Source organism: Saccharothrix hoggarensis (assembly GCF_052936025.1).
Genome location: NZ_CP193624.1, coordinates 5451378 through 5472215, shown reverse-complemented (window position 1 = coordinate 5472215; position 20838 = coordinate 5451378). Strand labels below are relative to the sequence as shown.

The following is a 20838-nucleotide window of genomic DNA, read 5'->3' as shown; positions in this document are numbered from 1 at the left end:
CGCCCCCATGAACTCATCCAGCCTCCGCAGAGCGGCGGGACTGCTGCTGGCGGGAAGCCTGAGCCTGACCGCCGTCGCGTGCTCCGGGACGGCCGAGCCGGCCGCTGGCGGCAAGGTCGTCCTCTCCGTCAACGGGCAGCCGCCGCAGACGCAGGCGTTCGAGCGCAAGGTGTTCGACGAGGACGTGGCCGAGTTCGAGGCCGCGAACCCGGACATCGACATCGAGCCGCACGAGGGGTTCATGGACCCCAAGACGTTCTCCGCGAAGCTCGCCGGCGGTCAGCTCGAAGACGTCTACTACGCGTACTTCACCGACCCGGCCAACCTCATCGCCCGCAAGCAGGCCGCGGACATCACCGACTACGTCAAGGACGTGCCCCACTATTCCGCCATCCGGCCGGAGCTGCGGGACGTCTTCAGCAAGGACGGCAAGGTCTACGGCATCCCCACCGCCAACTACTCGATGGGGCTGCTCTACAACCGCGCGCTGTTCGCCGAGGCCGGCCTGAACCCCGACCAGCCGCCGAAGACGTGGGACGAGGTCCGCGAGGCCGCGAAGAAGATCACCGCGTTGGGCGGCAACAAGGTCGGCTTCGCCGAGTACAGCAAGAACAACCAGGGCGGCTGGCACTTCACCGCGTGGATGTACTCCGTCGGCGGCGCGATCGCCCGCCAGGACGGCGACAAGTGGGTCGCGGACTTCAACAACGACAAGGGCCGCGAAGTCCTCCAGCACCTCAAGGACATGCGCTGGACCGACAACACCATGGGCGAGAAGCAGCTGCTCGTCATCGAGGACGTCCAGCAGATGATGGGCGCGGGCCAGCTCGGCATGTACCTCGCCGCGCCGGACAACGTCCCCGTCCTGGTCAACCAGTTCAAGGGCGACTACGCGAACTACGGCCTGACCGCCATCCCGGACGGCGAGGGCACGCTCATCGGCGGCGAGGGCTACATGCTCAACCCGAAGGCGACGCCGGAGAAGATCAAGGCCGGCCTGAAGTGGATCCAGTGGAAGTTCCTCAACCCGGACCGGTTCGAGAAGAACCTCCAGCGGTACAAGGACCAGGGCCAGCCGATCGGCCTGCCCGTGCCGCCGGTCGCCGACGTCTGGACCGGTGACATCGCGGCCAGGCAGGCCGAGCTGAAGGAGAAGCTGGCGACCGTGCCGGTGGCGAACTTCAAGTCCTACGTGGACGCCGCGCCGAAGGGCCGGATCGAGCCGCCGAACGCCCAGCAGGTGTACGCGATCCTCGACAACGTCATGCAGGCCGTGCTCACCGACCGCGACGCCGACCCGGCCACGCTGCTGGCGGACGCCGAGGCCAAGGTGAACCCGGTCCTGGCGCAGGTCAAGTGATGCGCCGCCGCGTCGCGGAGAACCTGACCGCGTACGGGTTCCTGTCCGCCGCGCTGATCTGCTTCGCGGTGTTCTCCTGGTACCCCATCGCGCGTGGGGCCGTGCTGGGCTTCCAGCAGGTCGACTTCGTCTCCGACCCCACGTGGGTCGGCTGGGAGAACTTCGAACGCCTCTTCGCCGACCCCCTGTTCGCCACGGCGTGGCGCAACACCCTGCTGTTCACCGCGCTGGCGCTGGTGTTCGGCTTCGTGGTGCCGTTCCTGCTCGCGGTCGTGCTCAACGAGCTGCGGCACTTCAAGGCGTACTTCCGGCTCATCGTCTACTTGCCGGTGATGCTGCCGCCGGTGGTGGCCGCGCTGATCTGGAAGTGGCTGTACGACCCCGGTCCGGGCCTGCTCAACTCGGTGTTGCGCGGGCTCGGGCTGGAGGGCGCGGCGTGGCTGGACAGCGCCGACACGTCGATGCTGTCGCTGGTGGTCGTGGCGACGTGGGCCAACCTGGGCACGGCCACGCTGATCTACCTGGCCGCGCTGCAGGGCATCCCCGGCGACCTGTACGAGGCGGCGGAGCTGGACGGCGCGGGCGTGCTGCGCCGGCTGTGGCACGTCACCGTCCCGCAGACCCGGTTCGTGCTGCTGGTGCTGATGCTGTTGCAGGTCGTGGCGACCATGCAGGTGTTCACCGAGCCGTACGTGATGACCGGCGGCGGCCCGGAGGACTCCACCGTCACCGTCCTGCTGCTGCTCTACCGGTACGCCTTCTACTACAACGACTTCGGCACGGCGAGTGCCCTGAGCCTGTTGCTGCTGCTGGTGCTCGGCGCGTTCACCGCGCTGTACCTGCGGGTGACGCGGAAGGCGGACGCGTGAGGACGCTGATCGCGCCGGGGCGCAACCGCGCCGGCTACACGGCCGTCATGGTGGTCACCACCGTCGTGCTCACCGCGATCTTCGTGGTGCCGCTGGTGTGGGTGGTCGTCTCGGCCATGAAACCGGCCGCGGAGCTGGCCCGCGTGCCGCCGACGATCCTGCCCGAGACGTGGGTGCCGGGCACGTACGCCGAGGCGTGGGACCTGATGGACCTGGGCCGGTACTTCCTCAACACGATCGTCGTCGCGGTCGGCGTGTGGGCGGTGCAGCTGGCCGTCGACGTGCCCGCCGCCTACGCCCTGTCGCGGCTCAAACCCGTGCTGGGCAAGGGCATCCTCGGCATGATGCTGCTGACGCTGATGATGCCCGCCGCGGTGCTGCTGGTGCCCACCTACCTGACCATCGCCGACCTCGGGCTGCTCAACAACCCGCTGGCGCTGTGGCTGCTGGGGGCGGCCAACGCGTTCACGGTGTTCCTGCTCAAGCGGTTCTTCGACCAGCTGCCGGTCGAGGTGCTGGAGGCGGCGCGGATCGACGGCGCCGGCCAGTTCACCATGCTGTGGCGGATCGTGCTGCCGCTGTCCCGGCCGATCCTGGCCGTCGTGTCCATCTTCGCGGTGGTGGCCGCGTGGAAGGACTTCATCTGGCCGCTGCTGGTGTTCCCCGACCCGGCGCGGCAGACGCTCAGCGTGGCGCTGCAGCGCTTCGCCCCCGACACACCGGTCAACCTCATGCTGGCGGGCCTCGTGCTGTCCAGCGTGCCGGTGATCGGGTTGTTCCTGGTGTTCCAGCGGCACGTCCTGGCGGGTCTCACCGCCGGTGGCGTGAAGGGCTGAAACACACCGACGAGGGAGGATTCCACATGAACTGGTGGCGCGGTGCGGCCATCTACCAGGTGTACCCGCGCAGCTTCGCCGACGGCAACGGCGACGGGATCGGGGACCTCGCGGGACTTCGGCAGAAGCTGCCCTACCTCGCCGAGCTGGGTGTGGACGCGATCTGGCTCAGCCCCTGGTACCCGTCGCCGCTGGCGGACGGCGGCTACGACGTCGCCGACTACCGCGACATCGAGCCCGTCTTCGGCACGCTCGTCGAGGCGGAGAAGCTGATCGGGGAGGCGCACGCGGTCGGGCTGCGGGTGATCATCGACATCGTGCCCAACCACTGCTCGGACCGGCACCCGTGGTTCCAGGAGGCGCTGCGGGGGGAGGGGCGTGACCGGTTCTGGTTCCACGAGGGCGACGAGCCGCCCAACGACTGGCAGTCCCGGTTCGGCGGCCCGGCGTGGAGCCAGGCGCCGGACGGCAGCTGGTACCTGCACCTGTACAGCCCCGAGCAGCCCGACCTGAACTGGACCAACCCGGAGGTGCGGGCCGAGTTCGAGTCGATCCTGCGGTTCTGGCTGGACCGGGGCGTGGACGGGTTCCGCATCGACGTGGCGGACGGGCTGGTGAAGGACTTCTCCAAGCCCGACGCCGACCTGCCGTACTCCGACCAGGACGGCGTGCACGACATCTACCGGTCGTGGCGGCGGGTGCTGGACGAGTACCCGGACGACCGGGTGTTCGTCGGCGAGATGTGGCTGCCCGACCCGGAGCGGTTCGCCCGGTACCTGCGCGCCGACGAGCTGCACTCGGCGTTCAACTTCGACTTCCTGTGCTGCCCGTGGGAACCCGGCGAGCTGCGGCGGGTCATCGACGCCACGCTGGCCGCCCACGCGCCGGTCGGCGCGCCGCCCACGTGGGTGCTGTCCAACCACGACGTGACGCGGCACGTGTCGCGGATGGGCCGCGAGGACACCTCGTTCGACTTCGGCCGGCGGCAGCACCTCACGCCGACGGACCTGGAGCTGGGCGTGAAGCGCGCGCGTGCGGCGATCATGCTGACCACCGCGCTGCCCGGCTGCGTGTACGTCTACCAGGGCGAGGAGCTGGGGCTGGAGGAGGTGGACGACCTGCCCGACGAGCTGCGCGAGGACCCGGTGTGGGTGCGGTCCGGGCACACCGACCGCGGCCGTGACGGGTGCCGGGTGCCGCTCCCGTGGGGCGACGACGGCCCGTCGTGGCTGCCCCGGCCGGAGCGCTGGCGGTCGCTGTCGGTGGCCGCGCAGACCGGCGACCCGGACTCGATGCTGGCCCACTACCGGGCCGTGCTGGCGCTGCGGCGCGCGGAGGACGCGCTCGGCGACGGCCCGATGGAGTGGCTGGACCTCGGGCCGGGCGTCGTCGCGTTCACCCGCGGCGCCGGGTTCGCGTGCGTGCTGAACCTGTCCGGTTCGCCCGTCGCCCTCCCCGACCACGAGCGCGTGCTGCTGGCCAGCGGCCCGCTCGTGGACGGTGCCGTGCCGCCGGACACCGCCGCCTGGCTCCGGCTGGCCGGCTAGTCCGGTCGATCGGCGGCCCGGTGCGCCCGGCGCGCCAGGTTGCACTCCAGCAGGCCGAGCACCCTCAGGGTCTCGGCCTGCTGGTCTTCGTCCATGTCGTCCAGCGTGGCCTCTTCGAGCGCCCGCCACATGCGCTCGACGTCCTGGCGCAGCGCCTGGCTGGCCGCGGTCGGCTCGACGATCGTGGCGCGGCCGTCGCCGGGGTCGGGGGAGCGGCGCACGAAGCCCGCGCGCTCCAGCCGTTGCACGGTCCTGGTCATGGTGGGCGAGTCGGAGCCCAGCACGGCGCACAGGTCGGCCTGCCGCTGCGGGCCCCGGTCCCAGAGGTGCATCATCACCAACTCCTGGCCTGGGTGCAGACCTGCCTGTCTGAGCAGCTGAGCGGCGAGGAGGCGGTGCAGGCGGGCGACCCGGAAGATGGCGAAGCTGACCGGACTGTGTTCGGCGGACGGCGGATTCGGGCCTGACGTGGGGTTTTGTCCGGTCGGGGTCACGGTTCGATTCTAGTCCCCCCGGTGAGTGAGTGCCGTCACAGTGGCTGATCCGGAATAGACTTGGTGCAGTTAGCTGTTCGGACAGGTAAACCCGAGCAGTGGAGGAATCGCGATGAGCACCGCCTTCGAACCGTGGCACCTGGCCGGCGTCGAGTTGTCCAACCGGATCGTCATGGCGCCGATGACGCGCAGCCGCGCGTACGACACCGTGCCGACCGCGGCCATGGCCGAGTACTACGCCCAGCGGGCGGGCGCCGGGCTGATCATCACCGAGGGCATCCAGCCGTCCGTGGTCGGCCAGGGCTACCCGTACACGCCGGGGCTGCACAGCGACGCGCAGGTCGAGGGCTGGCGCCGCGCCACGGACGCGGTCCACGCGGCGGGCGGGCGGATCTTCGCGCAGCTCATGCACACCGGCCGGATCGGCCACCCGAGCGTCCTGCCCGACGGCCTGCACCCCGTCGGCGCCTCGCCGGTGCGCGCGGCGGGCCAGGTGTTCACCCCCGCCGGGATGGCCGACTACGTCACGCCGGTCGAGCTGACGTCCGCCGAGGTGGAGGCGACCGTCGCCGACTTCGCCACCGCCGCGCGCAACGCCGTCGAGGCCGGGTTCGACGGGGTCGAGCTGCACGGCGCCAACGGCTACCTGCTGCACCAGTTCCTCGCCGACAACACCAACCGGCGCGACGACGAGTGGGGCGGCTCGGTGGAGAACCGCACCCGGTTCGTCGTGGAGACCGTCCGCGCGGTGGCCGCGGCGATCGGCGGGCACCGCGTCGGCCTGCGGATCTCCCCCGGCAACCGGTACAACGACATCGCCGAGGAGACGCACCACGAGCTGTACCCGGTCCTGGTCGACGCGATCGACCCGATCGGCCTGGCCTACCTGCACATCGCCGAGCAGGACGAGCGCGAGCTGACGCTGCGGCTGCGCGAGCGGTTCTCCGGCGCGCTCATCCTCAACCCGTTCACGCCGGACGGCGTCACCGGCCCCGAGCAGCTGGCCCTGGTGGACGAGGGCGTCGCCGACGCGGTCAGCTTCGGCGTGCTGTTCCTGGCGAACCCCGACCTGCCGGTCCGCCTCGCGAACGGCGGCCCGTTCAACACGCCCGACCCCACGTCGTTCTTCGGCGGCACGGACCAGGGCTACCTCGACTACCCGGCCCTCGCCACCGTCTGATCCACCGCTCCCGAGGCCCCTGGGTTCCGCGCCCGGGGGCCTTCGCGCGCCACCCGCCGGGCGGGAACGGGCAGCCGACGACCGGGCGGCCTACCTGTTCGCGGGCGTGCTCGACCCGGACGTCTTCATCGGCGACCGCCTGCCGCTCGCGGACTACGCGGCGGCGCTGTCCCGGTTCCGGGCGGGGCAGGGACGCAAGATCCAGGTGCTCCCGTAGGCCGGGGGCGCTGCGGGGTCATCCCCTGAGCCGGCGGCGCAGCACGGCCGGCACGACCACGCCGCCCCGAGGAGCAGGAACGCCGGCCGCGAGGTGTTCACCCGCGACCTTGGTCGATTCGGGTCACCTCGCCGCTTGTCAACCACCTGTCGCCGCGGTTCAGCACGTGGGCGCCCTTGTTCGCACGGCGGCGAAGTGGCTACGTTTCCGCCGCCCGCCCAGTCCGGCCGTGTGAAGGGAAGAGAGCGATGACCGTCCTCCGCTCCCGCAGGCACGTCGACTTCGGCCGGGTCTCCAGCGCCATCTGTCGCAGCTCCTGACACACCGGACACCGCTGCCGCCGCGATCGACACCGACGCGGCGCTCCCGACGCGGGCGCACACCCCTCGCACCCCGCAACTCTCGCACCCCGCACCTCTCACACCCGCACCCGCCGGCACCACCGCCGCGGGCTCCGCCCCGTTCCTGAAGGACCCCACCATGAGCGTGTCCGCACAACCACGCCTGCGTGCCCACGACCCGCCCGTGCCGAAGGTCGTGCCCGTCCGCCACCCGTGGCGGTGGGTGGGCATCGTCGTCGTGCTCGTCCTGGCGGCGCAGTTCGTCAGCGGCCTGGTCACCAACCCCGGCTGGGACTGGACCACGTTCGCCCGGTACATCACCGCGAGGTCCGTGCTCGACGCCGTCCTGGTGACGCTGGAGCTGACGCTGTACGGCACCGTCATCGGCTTCGCGCTCGGCCTCGTGCTCGCGCTGATGCGCCTGTCCCGCAGCCGGTTCCTCGCGGCGGTGAGCTGGACCTACACCTGGGCGTTCCGCTCGATCCCGCTGATCGTGCAACTGCTGTTCTGGTTCAACATCTCCTACCTGTACCAGGAGTTGCACTTCGGCGTCCCGTTCGGCCCGACGTTCTTCGGCGTCGACACCAAGGACCTGATCAGCCCGATGGGCGCGGCCGTGCTCGGCCTGGCGCTGCACCAGGCGGCGTACGCGGCGGAGATCGTCCGCTCCGGCGTCATCTCGGTGGACCACGGCCAGCTCGACGCCGCCGCCGCGCTCGGCATCCCGAAGACCCGCCAGTTCCGCCGGATCGTGCTGCCGCAGGCGATGCGGTCCATCCTGCCCAACGCGACGAACGAGGTGATCAGCCTCTTCAAGGGCACCTCGGTGGTGTCCGTGGTGGCCATCGGCGAGCTGTTCTACCAGGTGCAGGTCATCTACGGCCGCAACGCGCGGGTCGTCGCGCTGCTCATGGTCGCCACCGCCTGGTACATCGCGCTGACCACGCTGCTGTCCGTCGTCCAGCACTACGTCGAGAAGCACTACGCCAAGGGCGCGACCAGGGACCAGGAGGGGTGGAAGTGGGCGAGGTGATGGTGGACGTGCGCGGTGTCCACAAGAGTTTCGGCGACAACGAGGTCCTGCGCGGCGTGGACCTCCAGGTCGGCGCGGGCGAGGTGGTCGTCGTGCTCGGGCCGTCCGGGTCGGGCAAGTCGACGTTGCTGCGCACCATCAACCACCTGGAGAAGGTCGACCGCGGCCTGGTGCGCGTCGACGGCGAGCTGATCGGCTACCGGCAGCGCGGCGACAAGCTCTACGAGCTGCGGGAGCGCGAGGTGCTGCGGCAGCGCACGCACATCGGGTTCGTGTTCCAGAACTTCAACCTGTTCCCGCACCTGACCGTGCTGGAGAACGTCGTGGAGGCCCCGGTGTCCGCGCAGGGAAAACCGGTGGCGACGGCCCGGGCGGAGGCGTTGCGGCTGCTCGCGCGCGTCGGCCTGTCCGACAAGGAGGCGGCGTACCCGCGGCACCTGTCCGGCGGGCAGCAGCAGCGCGTGGCCATCGCGCGGGCGCTGGCGCTGGAGCCGAAGGTGCTGCTGTTCGACGAGCCGACGTCCGCGCTCGACCCGGAGCTGGTCGGCGAGGTGCTCGACGTGATCAAGGACCTGGCGCGCGGCGGGACCACCATGGTCGTGGTCACCCACGAGATCGGCTTCGCCCGCGAGGTCGCGGACACCGTCGTGTTCATGGACGGCGGCGTCGTCGTCGAGCAGGGCACGCCGGCCGAGGTCCTCGACGACCCGCAACACCCGCGCACCCGCGCGTTCCTGTCCAAAGTGCTCTGATCGTGTGAGGAGAGTTCGTTGTCTTTCTTGAGGATCACCGCCCTGGTGGCCGCCGTCGCGCTGGCGTCGGTGGCGTGCGCGGGAGCCGACGGCGCGGTGGGCGAGGACCAGGTCGTGGCCGGCGGGAAGACCGTCGAGCTCGGCCCCGACCAGAAGCGCGTGACGGCGTCCAAGGTGGACTCGATCGCGGCGAAGGTGCCGGAGCGGTTCCGGGCGGGCGGGAAGCTCGTGGTGGCCGGGTCCGCCGGCACCGCGCCGCCGTTGCGGTTCTACGCGACGGACGACAAGACGCCGATCGGGGTGGAGACCGACATCGCGGTGCTGATCGCGGGCGTGCTCGGGCTGGAGGCCCAGCTGGAGGTGACGTCGTGGGAGAACCTGTTCGTCGGGCTGGACAGCGGCGCGTACCCGCTGGGGATCTCGAACATCACCGTCACCGAGGCGCGGAAGGAGAAGTACGACTTCGCCACGTACCGGCTGGACACGCTCGCGTTCGAGGCGGTGAAGGGCGGGACGTGGCGCGTGGACGGGCCGGAGGACGTGGCCGGGAAGGTGATCGCGGTCGGGTCGGGCACGAACCAGGAGAAGATCCTGGTCGACTGGAGCAAGGCGAACGAGGCGCGCGGCCTGCCGACCACGGACATCAAGTACTTCCAGAACGCGGCCGACTACTACCTGGCGCTGGAGTCGGGGCGGATCGACGCGTACCTGGGCCCGAACCCGACCTCGGCGTACCACGTGGCGACGTCGGGGAAGACCGAGGTGATCGGCACGTTCTCCGGCGGCGGTGAGATCGTCGGCAAGATCGCCGCGACGACGAAGAAGGGGAGCGGCCTGGTGGAGCCGGTGGCGGAGGCCGTGGACCACCTGATCGCGACCGGGAAGTACGCCGAGGTGCTGGAGCGGTGGGGGTTGGCGGACGAGGCGGTGGAGAAGTCCGAGATCAACCCGCCGGGCCTGCCGAAGTCGTAACGGGTTCCGACGCTCACGCAGGGGTCCCCGCCCAGGGGGCCCCTGTTGTCATCGTCGAACGACGTTGCACCACTCTCCGCACACGCCGCCTCAGGCTTCGACGTCCCACCTCCTGGCGTCCGCCATCAACCCGATCATGCCCGACACCAGGCGCAGCTGGTCGACGTCGCGGATGTCCGCCTCCACCAGCCGGGGCGAGCAGACGACCACGGCGACGGCCTGCGCCCGCGACAACGCGACGTTCAACCGGTTCCGGGAGAGGAGGAAGTCCAGGCCGCGCGGCAGGTCGACGGCCGCGGACGACGTCATGGTGGTGATGACGACCGGCGCCTCCTGGCCCTGGAACCGGTCCACCGTGCCGACCCGCACGTGCTCGTAGCCGTGCTTCTCCAACTCGCGCCTCACCAGCCGCACCTGCAGGTTGTACGGCGCCACGACGACGATGTCCGAGTCGTCCAGCGCCCGCGCGTTCGACCCGTCCGTCCACATGCGACCCATCAGCGCGCGCACCACGCCGACCACCGCCGCGGCCTCCTCGGCGGACGACGTGGTGTTGTGCGAGTGCGCCACCGAGTGCAGGTACACGCCGGGCGGCACGCCCGCGACGCCCCGCAGACCGGCGCTGGGGTGGGCGTGCAGCAACCCCGCGTACGACAGGTTCGACACGGGCTCGCACACGGCCGGGTGCATGCGCCGCGTCTGGTCGAGGAAGTAGCCCAGGGTGGGCGGGATGACGTCGGCGTCGCCGATCAGGTGCCCGAGCGCGGACGCCTCGGCGCCCGCCGGGTGGGTGCCCTGCACGACCTGCGGCAACTGCTGCGGGTCGCCGAGCAGCACGAGGTTCCGCGCGCACGTCGACACGGCCAGCGCGTCGGCCAGCGCGAACTGCCCCGCCTCGTCCACGATCAGCACGTCGAACGGCTGCTCCCGCAGCGCCGCGTTGGCGAACGTCCACGCCGTGCCGCCGACGAGGTGCCCGCCGCCCTGGTCGTTCCGCCACCGCACCAGCGCCGGGTTGTCGCGCGGCTGCTCCCACGCGCAGTCCTTCGCGGGCGCGCCCTTCGCGCGCTTCGCCGTCGGGATCGGCACGCCCAGCTCACGGCCCGCCGCCAGGGCCGCGCTCAGCACGTTCTCCACCGCCTTGTGGCTGTTCGACGTCACGCCGACGCTGCGCCCACCGCGGATCAGGTGCGCGATCAGCCGTCCCGCCAGGTACGTCTTGCCCGCGCCGGGCGGCCCCTGCACGGCCAACGTCGAGCCGTCCAGCGCGTCGACCGCCGCGATGACGTTGGTGATCACGTCCCCGCCGCGTGGCAGCGAGCCGGTCCTCAGGCGCGGCGGCGTGCGGCGGACCAGGTCGACGCCGGGGTGCGGCGGCAGCGACGGCAGGCCGTCCACGACCGACCGCGCCAGCTCGTAGACGGCCTCGTCCTTGGGCGTGGGCCGGACCGGGCTGCCCGGCAGCACGGCGACGGGCAGCTCCCCGTGGACGTCGTCCGGTGCGACGCTCTCCACGAGCACCATGTCCTCGGCCGACTCGGCGAGCACCACCGCGTCACGGGTGCGGTTCGGCGTGCCGGGGTAGAGCAGCCGGACCTGCTCGCCCGACGCGAACGGGTGCGGCCGGTCCGGGTCGCACCACACCCGCAGCTCGCGCTTGGCCTTGCGGACCCGGCCGGACGGCATCGCCCAGTCCTGCGCCCGCACCGACACCGGCACCGCGCACGCGCTGTCGGACTCCAACTCGCTCAGCGGCGCCGCCACCTGCCGGAAGAAGTCCCACCACGCCGGGTTGGTCTCGCGCCGGTGGTAGCCGACGGCGGCGGCCAGCAGCGCCCGCGCCCGCTCGTCGTCGGTGGCCTCGGCCGGGTTGTCGGGCAGGCCCTCCAGCAGCGGGTCGACGACGGCGGCGAGCCGTTCGGCCCGCTCGGCCCGGCGCTGGGCCGCGATCTCGTCCTCGACCTCCTCGCTGAACGACGGCTCCGGCACGTGCGGCTCGATGCCCGCCTCCGCGCGCACCTCCACCAGGAACCGGTACAGGCCGAGCGTCGACACGCAGTCGTACGTGTTGTAGTCGGCGATGCCGGCGAGCACCTCCTCCGCGCGCGCCGGGTCGGAGGTCCGCAGCGCCAGGAACTCCTCGTACGCCTCGATGCTCGACACCGCGGTCGTCACGTCGCCCGCGCGGGCGGACGGCATGTACAGCGGTTCCAGGTACTTGATCGAGTACGACCGCTGGGACACCCGCAACGCCTTGCGCACCACGGCGTACAGGTCGACCAGCGCGCCGGACCTCAGGAGGTGGTCGACGGCGTCCTCACGCGTGCCGTGCAGCGCGGCGAGCTTCTTGAGCGCGTTCACCTCGTACGGCGCGTAGTGGTAGACGTGCGCGTCCGGGTGATCTTCCAACGCCTTCGTGGCGAAGTCGACGAACCGCTCGAACGCCGCCTTCTCCTGCGGACGGGTGTGCGCCCAGAACGGCGTGAACCTCTCCTCGGCGTCGACCACGCCGAACAGGTACTCCAGGCCCTCGCCGTTGAGCGCGAACGGGTCGCCCTCCATGTCGAAGAACAGGTCGCCGGGGCTGGGCGCGGGCAGCGCGGCCAGGGCCTCCGGCCCGACCACCTCGTAGGCGACCTTGCCGGTCGGGTCGTCCTCGGTGCGCGAGTCGTCCTGGATGACCTGCAACGCGGCCTGGGCGCGCAACCCGGTGAACGTCGCGGCGGACATCGTCGCGGGCCGGTCGGCGCGGGTGGCGTTGGCCAGCGCGTCGATCGTGCCGAGACCCGCCGCGGCGAGCTTGCGCCGCTGGTCGGTGCGGATGCCGGCGACCAGGGACAGGTCGCGGTCCCGTTCCCGTCCGGTGGCGCAGTGGCGGCCGAACCGGCACGTCGCGCAGGCGGGCCGCTCGTCGTCCCACAGCCGTGCGGGCAGGGACGCGGGGCCGGCGACCCGGTCGCGGAGCCGCTGCCGGAGGTCGCGGACCAGCGGCAGGAAGTCGGCGACCTGGAACGTCCGGGTGGAGCCGTCGCCGAGCAGGAGGTGCATGGCGGGGCCCGCCTGCGCGCCGAGCGCGTCGGCGTACGCGGTGAGCTGGACGACGGCGGCCGGGGTGGCGTGCCGGGCCAGCTTGGCGTCGTGCGGCTCGTAGCCGCGGTCGGTGGCGACGAGGAAGTCGGCGCGGCCCTGGAAGCCGTCGGCGTAGAAGACAGCCTGGTAGATCACCGGCGCGCGGGACGCGATGGCCGCCGCGGTCAGCCCGGCGGCGTGCGTGAGCGCGTCGTGGGTCGGCGCGGGCTGCGGGATCTCGACCACGTCGTGCTCGGCGCGGAAGCGGGCCAGGACGGCCTGCTCGTGCGCGTGGCCGTGGCGGGCGGCGGGCGCGTTCCGCGGCGGGTCGGGCACGGGCGCGCCGGGCACGCCGCGGGCCAGGGCGAGGCTGAGGCGGCTGCGGTGCTCGCACTCCAGCAGGTCCACCAGGTCCGCGGGGGAGTGCACCAGGTGGCCGTCGGCGGTGAGCATGGCGGGCAGTATCGCGGCCGGACCCGCCAACCCCGGGGATCACGCCCGGCGAGTCGCCGCACTGCGTGCCCCGCCACAGCCGCCCAGCCCCGGCTCGGCGTGCGGTGGGCCGCCCCGCCGCAGCCGACCCGGCACCGGCACACCCAGCACCGGCACACCCGGCACCGGCTCGGGGCGGTGGGCCGGTCACCGGCCGTGGGCGGCTTGCCAGCGGGCCTGGTGGGCGGCGGCTTCGGCGGCGGCCACGGTCAGGGCCGCCGGGGGCAGGGGCTCGGCGCACCAGGCGCGCAGGACGTCGGCCGCCTCCCGGACGAACCACGTGCCGGTGGGCGTGAGCACGCCGCCCGCCAGCAGCGCCTCCGCGGTGATCAGGGCGGCGGACCGCCAGCGCGCGTACTCGACCTGCGCCGCCTCGCCGGGTCGGTCGCGCCAGAAGCCGGCCACGCCGAGGTGCGCGTACGTGCCGTGCAGCAGACCGGCGGCGGGCCGGGGGTCTTCCCGCCACGGCGCGTAGAACAGCGCGTCCACGTCGGGCCGGACCAGCGGGAACAAGTCCATCAACGCGGCCAGCTTGCTGTGCTGCGCCTCGTGCGCGAGCGTCACGGCGAGCGTTTCCGCGTCCGGTGTCGGCGACAGGAACACGCACCCGAACGCGTCGGCCAGCGTCGCGCTGCTCGTCCCGGACGGCGACGACGGCATGGGCGTGACCACCGAGACGACCTGCGCCACCTCCGCCGCCAACGCCGGGTGGTCGCGCGTCAGCAGGTTCCACGCGGCCCGCAGGGCGTCGCGCCACCGCCGCAGGTCGGGTGACGGCTCGACGGGCAGCTCGGCCGGCACCCCGCCGCCCGCCCACACGTCCACCTGGAGCGTGTGCCCGCCCAGGTCGACCTCCGGCAACGGCGACCACGTCAGCCCCGGCCCGACGACGACACCCAGCGACGGCAGCGAGAACACCTCGACCGGCGGGAACTCCAGGTCCACCGGAACGCCCGCGCGCACCGCCGCCGCGGCCGCCGTGAACGCCAGCTCCGCCGCCCGCACCGGCCCGCCGCGCCGCGCCGCCAGCGCGGTCCGCGTCGCCCACGCGCCGACCGACGGGTGGTCCAGCACCCGGCCCACCGCCTCCGGCGCCACCGCCGCGACCCGCCGCAGCAACGCGAACGCGGGCGTCGCCGCCGGGTCGGCCGCGATGGACCGGATCATCAGCAACGTCCGGCTGCGCCGCGCCAACCGCAGGGTGCGCACCGCCGACGCGCCACCGCCGCCGCGGGCGAGCGCGACGAAGTCCGCGGCGGACAGCCGGAACGCGGGCATCCGGTTCGGCGACACCGTCACGCCAACGCCGCCAGGTCCAGCGCCGCGAGGTCCGCCGCGGCCCGCGACCGGACGTGGCCGATCAGCCGCACCAGGTCCGGGCAGTACACCGACGGCCGGTCGAACCCGGCGCCCTCGCGGAACCGGTGCGCCCGCAGGCCGCCGCCGCACACCCGCACCACCGGGCACCGCCGGCACGCCGCCGACAGACCGGCCAGCCCGGCGCGCCCGGCCCGCACGTCGGGCAGGTCCAGCGCCGCGTCGAACGGGTCGCGCGCCACGTGCAGCCCGGTCGCCGACGCGGCCGGGGAGGAGGACGCGAGGATGTCCGACGCCTCGATCGTCCCGTCGGTCTCCACCACCACCTGGCCGGACGGGCTCAGGCCGAGCCCCTCGACCCCGGAACGCCCGCCCAGCAACAACGACAGCAGCTCGTCGAACAGCCGCACGCGCGTCCGCGGCCGGTCGTACCAGCGGTCGAACACGGCGATCAGCCAGTCCGCGTACGGCGTCGCGGGATCGCCGGCGGCACGTCCCGGCGGCGGCGTGGACCAGTTGCCGTGCGGCAGCAGGAAATCCACCGCGGGCGGCGCGAATTCCAGCAACGACTCATAGGTGCGCACGGGGTCGTTGTCGACATCCACCACGCACAGCAGACCGCCGTACACGGCGGGGAACTCGCGCAACGACTCCAAAGCCCCGCGCACCGCCGCCCAACTCCCGGAACCGTTCGGCCGCACGCGGTGCCGGTCGTGCGCTTCCGGGGTGCCGTCCACGCTCACGCCGACCCGCACGCCGAGCGCGTCGAACGACCGCAGGAATTCGCGGTCGAGCACAGTCCCGTTCGTCTGCACGGTGAACCGCACTTCGGCGGGCACGACGGCGCGGAACCGCGTGACCAGCGATTCGATCGCGCGCCGTCCCGCGAGCAGCGGTTCACCGCCGTGCAGCACCACTTCCACCTCGCGCAACCCGTGATCGCGCACGTGTTCCGCCACCCGTTCGGCGGTGTGCGCGACGATCCCGGGCGACATCGCGCGCGGCCGGGAACGCCAGCGCTGGTCGGCGAGTTCGTAGACGTAGCAGTAGTCGCAGGCCAGGTTGCACCGGCCGTGCACCTTCAGCACGAACTGGCGGAACGGCAGCGCTTTCATGAATCCCCCGATTTCCGGCCACCCCGACAAGCAATCAAACACAGCCCGCCGCCGGCTGCCTCCGCCAATCGGAGGATTCCCGTCCGTGACCGTTGTCGTTCACTACCATGGGAACTGCGCCGTCGGCGGAGCCGGCGACCGGCGTGGTGCTGAGAAACCCGCAGCAGTGCGGGAAGGGGGTGTGCCGGACATGGCCGAGGAACCCGTTCTGGAGTCGGACCTGCTGGACGTCACCGGTGTCGACCTGGCGGTGCTGGCCGAGTTGCCGGACACCGCGCTGCGCGCCGCGCTGTGCCGGGTGCTCGCGGAGAACGACGCGCTGCCCGACCGGTTCGCCGCTTTCGAGAGTTCCCTGTGACGGCGCGCGCGATCGGCCGCACCGCGCGGGACGCCGCGGCGCGCGGGGCCATTCGGGTGAAACGCGGCTGACTCGCGGGCGTGCGGCCCGAGATCCCGGTATTCCCAAGTTCCCCGCCGCCCTGGAGCAGCAGATGACCACCCCGCGCACCACCCCGGCCCACACCGGGGTCACCGCCTTCCTGTCGGCGACCGGCGGCACCGGTCGCACCAGCGCGGTGGCGAACCTGGCCTGGGTGCTGGCCTCCGCCGGGCAGCGCGTCCTGGTGGTGGACTGGGGCTCCGAGGTGCCGCGGGTGCGCGAGTACCTGGAGCCGTTCCTGGTCGCCCGGCTCGGCGTGCCGGACGCGCTCGGCCGCGGCCTGGTGGCCGCCTACCGGGTCGGCCCGGCGGGCGACGACGACCCGGCGCCCGCGGCCGAGCGGTTCGCGCCGCCGGCGGGTGACGTCGCCGACCCCGGTCACGTCGACGTGGTGTCCCCGATGCCGGCGGACGGGGCGGGCCGGCCCCGTCCCGAGGCCAGGCACGGCGACACGGGCGCGATCACCGAGCTCCGGGCGCGGCTCGCCGAGTCCGACTACGACCAGGTGCTGATCGACGCGCCGACGGGCGCGGGCGACGAGACGCTGACGTTGATCGCGACGCTGTGCGAGGTGGCCGTGGTGTGCTTCCGGCCACGGCCGCGCGCGATCGCCGACGCGGCGGACCTGGCCACCCTGCTGGACCGGCGCGCGCCGATCCGCATCGACGTGGTGCCGGTGGCGACGCTGTTCGACGACGCGCACGAGCTGTCCCGCGCCCGGCGCATCCGGTCCGCGATCCACGCCGCGTTCACGGAACTGTCCGGGGGCCCGGAGAAACGGGTGCCGGACGGCGGCGCGATCGAGATCCCGTACCGCCCGTTCGACGCGTTCGACCCATTGCTGGCGATCCTGGTCGAGGAGCCGACCAGCGGCGGCGTGCTGGAGGCCCAGTACGGCAGGCTCGCGGCGGCCGTCACGGGCGGCGCGGTGACCGAGGTGACGCCGGTGTCGCCGCTGCTGCGGGCCCGCTACCGGCGGGTGTTCGGCCTGACGTCGTCCGCCGAGCCGGACCGGGTGGTGATCGCGCACGCGCCGCGGGACCGCCCGTGGGCCGACTGGGTGCGCGGGCAGCTCGAACGGGCGGGCGCGCGGGTGCGGCGCCTGGCGGACGCGGCGGAGTGGTTCGACGCCGACGTGCCGCCGGGCGTGGTGGTGCTGTCGTCGCCGCACCTCGGCCCGGTGGACCTGCCCGACCGGCCGATGACCGTGCTGCGGCTGCACCTGTCCGACGACGAGCCCGCCGACGGCGGCCTGTCCGTGCACGAGCACACCCCGGACGCGCTGAGCGCCCGCCTGCTCGGCCACTTCGGCCTGATCGACCGGCCCGGCACGGCGCACGAGCCGGGGATGCGGGCGCCGGGCGACCACCCGCAGGTGTTCGGCCTGCCGCCGCGCCACCCGGCGTTCGTCGGCCGCGACGAGGACCTGGAGGCGTTGCGCGACCGGTTCGCCGAGGCGGGCGACGAGCGGGTCGTGGTGGCGGTCAACGGCGTGCCGGGCGTCGGCAAGAGCGAGCTGGCCCTGGAGTACGCCTACCGGTTCTCGTCGGACTACGCGGCGGTGTGGTGGTTGTCCGCGCACGACCGGCAGTCCGTGCTGAGCGGCCTCGCCGAGCTGGCCGTGAAGCTGCGCCAGCCCGGTTCGACGGACTACGGCACGCTGTCCGCGCTGGACCGGCTGGCCGACGACCCGGCGTACGCCCGGCACCTGCTCGTCTACGACAACGCCGACGACCCGGACCTGATCGCCGACCTGCTGCCCCGCGGCGCGACCGGCCACGTGCTGATCACCTCGGCGCCCGCGGCCGGGTCGGTGGAGCTGGTCCCGATGCGCGCGGACGACAGCGTGCGCCTGCTCCTGGACCGGGTGCCCGGCCTGACCGCGGACGACGCGCGGCGCGTCGCCGACGCCGTCGACCACCTGCCGCTCGCGCTGGACCTGGTGTCGTCGTGGCTCGGCGAGACCGCGCGGACCGAGGTGGGCGCGGGCTCCCGCGACTCGGACGCGGCGAAGTGGGCCACCCGCACCCTGTTCGAACGCCTCGGCCGGTCCGAAGTGGACGGTGTCGCGCGGGTCGTGGACGTCACCGTGGACGCGTTGCGGGACAACGCCACCGGGCGGCTGGCCGTCCTGGTCGCCCGGCTCTGCGCGTTCCTGTCCCCGGAAGGCGCGGACCTCGGCCTGGTGCGCTCGCCCGCGTTCCTCGGCCGGCTGGTCGCGGTGGGCGGGGTGGACGCCGAGCCGCTGGCGCTGGACGCCGCGGAGGTCGACCGGGTCCTCTGGTACGGCGCGCGGCACGGGCTGTTCCGCGTCGACTGGGGCGACCAGTACACGTTGCGGCTGCACCGGGTGGTCCAGCGGGCGCTGCGCGACCGGATGGACCCGGCCGAGCGGGAGGCGCGCCGGGCGGACGTGCTGACCGCGCTGGCCGCGCTGGCGCCGACCGAGGTGGAGGACAACTCGCCGACCCGGCGGGCCCGGTTCACCGAGCTGCAGAAGCACGTCATCCCGTCCGGCGCGCTGAACAGCCCGGACCCGGCGGTGCGCCGCTGGCTGGTCAACCAGGTGCGGTTCCTCTACACCGACGGCGGCGCGGGCGTGCGCCGGTCCGCGCTGGGGCCGGGCCGCGCGCTGCTCGACGCGTGGACCGAGCGGTTCGGCCCGGCGGACCCGCTGCGCAACCGGCTGGCCGCCGAGCTGGCCAACGTGCACCGCGTCCTCGGCGAGCCGACCGAGGCGCTGCGGCTGGACGACCTGGCGCTGGCGCAGCAGCGGCGGGCGCTCGACCTCACCCACCCGCGGCCGCTGATCACCGCCCGCGGCCGCGGCGGCGACCTGCGCGGCCTCGGCCTGTTCGCCGAGGCGCTGGCGGAGGACCAGGCCACCTGGGAGGGCCTGCGGTCGGCGCTCGGCGACGACCACCCGGACACCCGGCGCGCGGCGAACAACCTGGCGTCGTCGATGTTCCTGTCCGGCGACGCGGCGGGCGCGCTCGCGGTGGAGGAGGACAACTACCGCAGGCGCCGCCGCCTGTTCGGCGTCAACGACGCGCGGACCTGGGCCACGCTCGGGCAGATCGGCCTGTACCAGCGGGAACTCGGCCGCTACCCGGAGGCGCTGGACACGCTGCTGTTCGCGTCGCAGCAGTTGCAGGCGCTGCGGCAGGAGCTGAACGCGACGCAGATCGGCGTGCGCTGGAACCACGCGATCGCGATGCGCCTGGCGGGCAGGCCGAAGGCCGCCAAGGAGCGCACCGGCAAGGCGTTGCGCGACTACCGCGAGCTGATCGGCCCGCACCACCCCTACACGCTGGGCTGCGCGTTGAGCTTCGCCGCCGACCACCGCCGCGTCGGCGTGGACCCGGAGCTGGCGGTGGAACTCGCGCGCACCGCGTTGACGGGGTTCCAGCGGCACGTCGGGCTGCGCGACGATCACCCGTTCGTGGCTCTGTGCAAGCTGGGCCTCGGCCTGGCGCTGCGCGCCGCGGGCGACCCGGCGGGCGCGGTGGACCACGTGGCGGACGCGGTCGACACCCTGCGCTCACGGTTGGGCGACACCCACCCGTGGACGTTGGCGGCGGCCGTGGACGAGGCGCGGGTGCGCGCCGCCGCGGGCGAGGCGGACCGGGCGGCCGAACTGATCGCCGAGGCGCACACCGACTGCGTGGAGTTCCTGGGGCACGATCACCCCCACACCGCCGTGGCGGCGCACAACCTGCGGCTCGCGGCGCACCCGACCGACCAGGACTGGCGGGAGTGCGATGTCGACATCCCGCACACCTGAGCGCGCAGGAGGGACCGGCGTGGAGCCGCACGAGGAGCAGGCCGAGCACGTCGGCCCGGAGTTCGACCTGGCCAGGGACGCCTGCCGCGAGGCGATCCTGGCCAGCCCCGCGCTGCACTACCTCGCGCACTACAGCAGCGGCGTCTTCGACTTCGGCGTCGACGTGCTCGGCGATCCCGCCCCCGCGCCCGACGCGCTGCCCGGCGGCACCCGCCGCGAGGAGCTGAAGCGGCTCGGCCGGCACCTCACGTTCCAGGTCGCCACGCTGGACCGCGCCCTGCAGGAGGTGCGCACCGGCCGGCTGATCCGCACCGTCCTGCACACCGAGGAAGGCGCCCTGTTCTGCGACTCCGTCGTGCCGACCGAGCACGTCGTCGGCCTGGTGCTGGACCACACGGGCGCGGGACCGCTGGCCGGGCACCCGGCGGTGGACGAGGCCGACCGCGCCGTCGCCGGGCTCGCCACCCGGCTGCGCGGGCAGCTCCGCCTCGGCTCGCTCAACCCCGGCGGCTGGGAGAGCGCCGAGGACGTCGTGCCGCTGGCCGTGGCGGGCGACTCGCGGCCGCACCCGACCGCGGCCGAGGAGCCGCACGTCAGCGTGGGGGAGGAGCCGCTGACCGCGTGCCTCGCGGCCGTGCGGGCGCAGGACCTCCACCTGGTCGCGCACGTGGCGGGCGGCGAGGTGCGGTCCCTGGTCGACTGCCTCGGCGACCCGTCGCTGGCCCCGTTCTTCCGGCAGATCACCGTGGAGGCGCGCCGCCGGTTCTACCACGGCTTCGTGCAGGAGCTCGGCGCGCTGGCGACCAAGCTCAACCGCGCGGTCAACCCCGTGATGGGCGGCCTCGTGGCGCGGCTCGTGCTCGACGTCGAAATGGGCGCCGTCTACTACTACCGGCTGCGCGCCGGCGAATACCTCGTCGGGGTGACGATCGACCAGTCGCGGGTCCGCGCGGCCGATGACCGAATGTCCGCACTGGCCGCGGAACTCACTCCAATCGGTCCTTGAACGCCCCACCGCCCC

Annotated in this window: 15 protein-coding genes; 11 read left to right on the top strand and 4 right to left on the bottom strand. The window is 73.2% G+C overall.

Going from position 1 to position 20838, the window contains the following annotated elements:
* The first annotated feature begins 7 nt into the window (after positions 1-7).
* The 4 genes from ACRAKH_RS24580 to ACRAKH_RS24565 are packed head-to-tail and all read left to right on the top strand — an operon-like array spanning position 8 to position 4612.
* The gene (locus ACRAKH_RS24580; RefSeq protein WP_380726019.1) at positions 8-1360 is read left to right on the top strand and encodes an ABC transporter substrate-binding protein; all 1353 of its coding nucleotides are present in this window, start codon (positions 8-10) and stop codon (positions 1358-1360) included.
* Complete coding sequence (locus ACRAKH_RS24575) at positions 1360-2229, top strand: carbohydrate ABC transporter permease (protein ID WP_380726017.1); 870 nt, start codon at positions 1360-1362, stop codon at positions 2227-2229. Before ACRAKH_RS24580 ends, ACRAKH_RS24575 begins: the two co-directional genes overlap by 1 nt.
* The gene (locus ACRAKH_RS24570; protein ID WP_380726015.1) at positions 2226-3065 is read left to right on the top strand and encodes a carbohydrate ABC transporter permease; all 840 of its coding nucleotides are present in this window, start codon (positions 2226-2228) and stop codon (positions 3063-3065) included. The genes ACRAKH_RS24575 and ACRAKH_RS24570 overlap by 4 nt, the downstream gene beginning before the upstream one ends.
* Positions 3066-3091: 26 nt before the next feature.
* The gene (locus ACRAKH_RS24565) at positions 3092-4612 is read left to right on the top strand and encodes a glycoside hydrolase family 13 protein (protein WP_380726013.1); all 1521 of its coding nucleotides are present in this window, start codon (positions 3092-3094) and stop codon (positions 4610-4612) included.
* Here ACRAKH_RS24565 and ACRAKH_RS24560 read toward each other — a convergent pair.
* The gene (locus ACRAKH_RS24560; RefSeq protein ID WP_380726011.1) at positions 4609-5106 is read right to left on the bottom strand and encodes a MarR family winged helix-turn-helix transcriptional regulator; all 498 of its coding nucleotides are present in this window, start codon (positions 5104-5106) and stop codon (positions 4609-4611) included. The genes ACRAKH_RS24565 and ACRAKH_RS24560 overlap by 4 nt on opposite strands.
* A gap of 112 nt (positions 5107-5218) precedes the next feature.
* On the opposite strand from ACRAKH_RS24560, the gene ACRAKH_RS24555 reads away from it, so the two are divergent.
* From ACRAKH_RS24555 to ACRAKH_RS24540, 4 genes are all read left to right on the top strand, one after another.
* Positions 5219-6286: an alkene reductase gene (locus ACRAKH_RS24555; protein ID WP_380726009.1), complete on the top strand. Its 1068-nt coding sequence runs from the start codon at positions 5219-5221 to the stop codon at positions 6284-6286.
* Between the two features lie 697 nt (positions 6287-6983).
* Positions 6984-7877, top strand: coding sequence for an amino acid ABC transporter permease (locus tag ACRAKH_RS24550; protein ID WP_380726007.1), 894 nt, complete (start codon positions 6984-6986; stop codon positions 7875-7877).
* The gene (locus tag ACRAKH_RS24545; protein ID WP_380726029.1) at positions 7877-8629 is read left to right on the top strand and encodes an amino acid ABC transporter ATP-binding protein; all 753 of its coding nucleotides are present in this window, start codon (positions 7877-7879) and stop codon (positions 8627-8629) included. The genes ACRAKH_RS24550 and ACRAKH_RS24545 overlap by 1 nt, the downstream gene beginning before the upstream one ends.
* A gap of 18 nt (positions 8630-8647) precedes the next feature.
* The gene (locus tag ACRAKH_RS24540; protein ID WP_380726005.1) at positions 8648-9601 is read left to right on the top strand and encodes an ABC transporter substrate-binding protein; all 954 of its coding nucleotides are present in this window, start codon (positions 8648-8650) and stop codon (positions 9599-9601) included.
* A 90-nt stretch (positions 9602-9691) separates the two neighbouring features.
* On the opposite strand, the gene ACRAKH_RS24535 is transcribed toward ACRAKH_RS24540, so the two are convergent.
* The 3 genes from ACRAKH_RS24535 to ACRAKH_RS24525 all read right to left on the bottom strand — a co-directional run bounded on the left by ACRAKH_RS24535 (position 9692) and on the right by ACRAKH_RS24525 (position 15594).
* Positions 9692-13099 (bottom strand): TM0106 family RecB-like putative nuclease, encoded by a 3408-nt coding sequence (locus tag ACRAKH_RS24535; protein WP_447009984.1) that lies wholly within the window; start codon positions 13097-13099, stop codon positions 9692-9694.
* 210 nt (positions 13100-13309) lie between these two features.
* Complete coding sequence (locus ACRAKH_RS24530) at positions 13310-14461, bottom strand: aKG-HExxH-type peptide beta-hydroxylase (RefSeq protein ID WP_447009322.1); 1152 nt, start codon at positions 14459-14461, stop codon at positions 13310-13312.
* Positions 14458-15594, bottom strand: a complete 1137-nt coding sequence (locus ACRAKH_RS24525; protein WP_447009321.1) for an FxsB family cyclophane-forming radical SAM/SPASM peptide maturase — start codon at positions 15592-15594, stop codon at positions 14458-14460. The genes ACRAKH_RS24530 and ACRAKH_RS24525 overlap by 4 nt, the downstream gene beginning before the upstream one ends.
* Positions 15595-15784: 190 nt before the next feature.
* Between ACRAKH_RS24525 and fxsA the strand changes: the two genes are divergently transcribed.
* From fxsA to ACRAKH_RS24510, 3 genes are all read left to right on the top strand, one after another.
* Entirely contained in the window at positions 15785-15952 is a 168-nt protein-coding gene (gene fxsA / locus ACRAKH_RS24520) for an FxSxx-COOH cyclophane-containing RiPP peptide (RefSeq protein WP_380730685.1), read from the top strand.
* Between the two features lie 133 nt (positions 15953-16085).
* Positions 16086-19817: an FxSxx-COOH system tetratricopeptide repeat protein gene (gene fxsT, locus ACRAKH_RS24515; RefSeq protein WP_447009320.1), complete on the top strand. Its 3732-nt coding sequence runs from the start codon at positions 16086-16088 to the stop codon at positions 19815-19817.
* Positions 19818-19836: 19 nt separating this feature from the next.
* A complete protein-coding gene (locus tag ACRAKH_RS24510) occupies positions 19837-20823 on the top strand; it encodes a hypothetical protein (RefSeq protein ID WP_380728348.1) in 987 nt (328 codons plus the stop codon).
* The last annotated feature ends 15 nt before the right edge of the window (positions 20824-20838 follow it).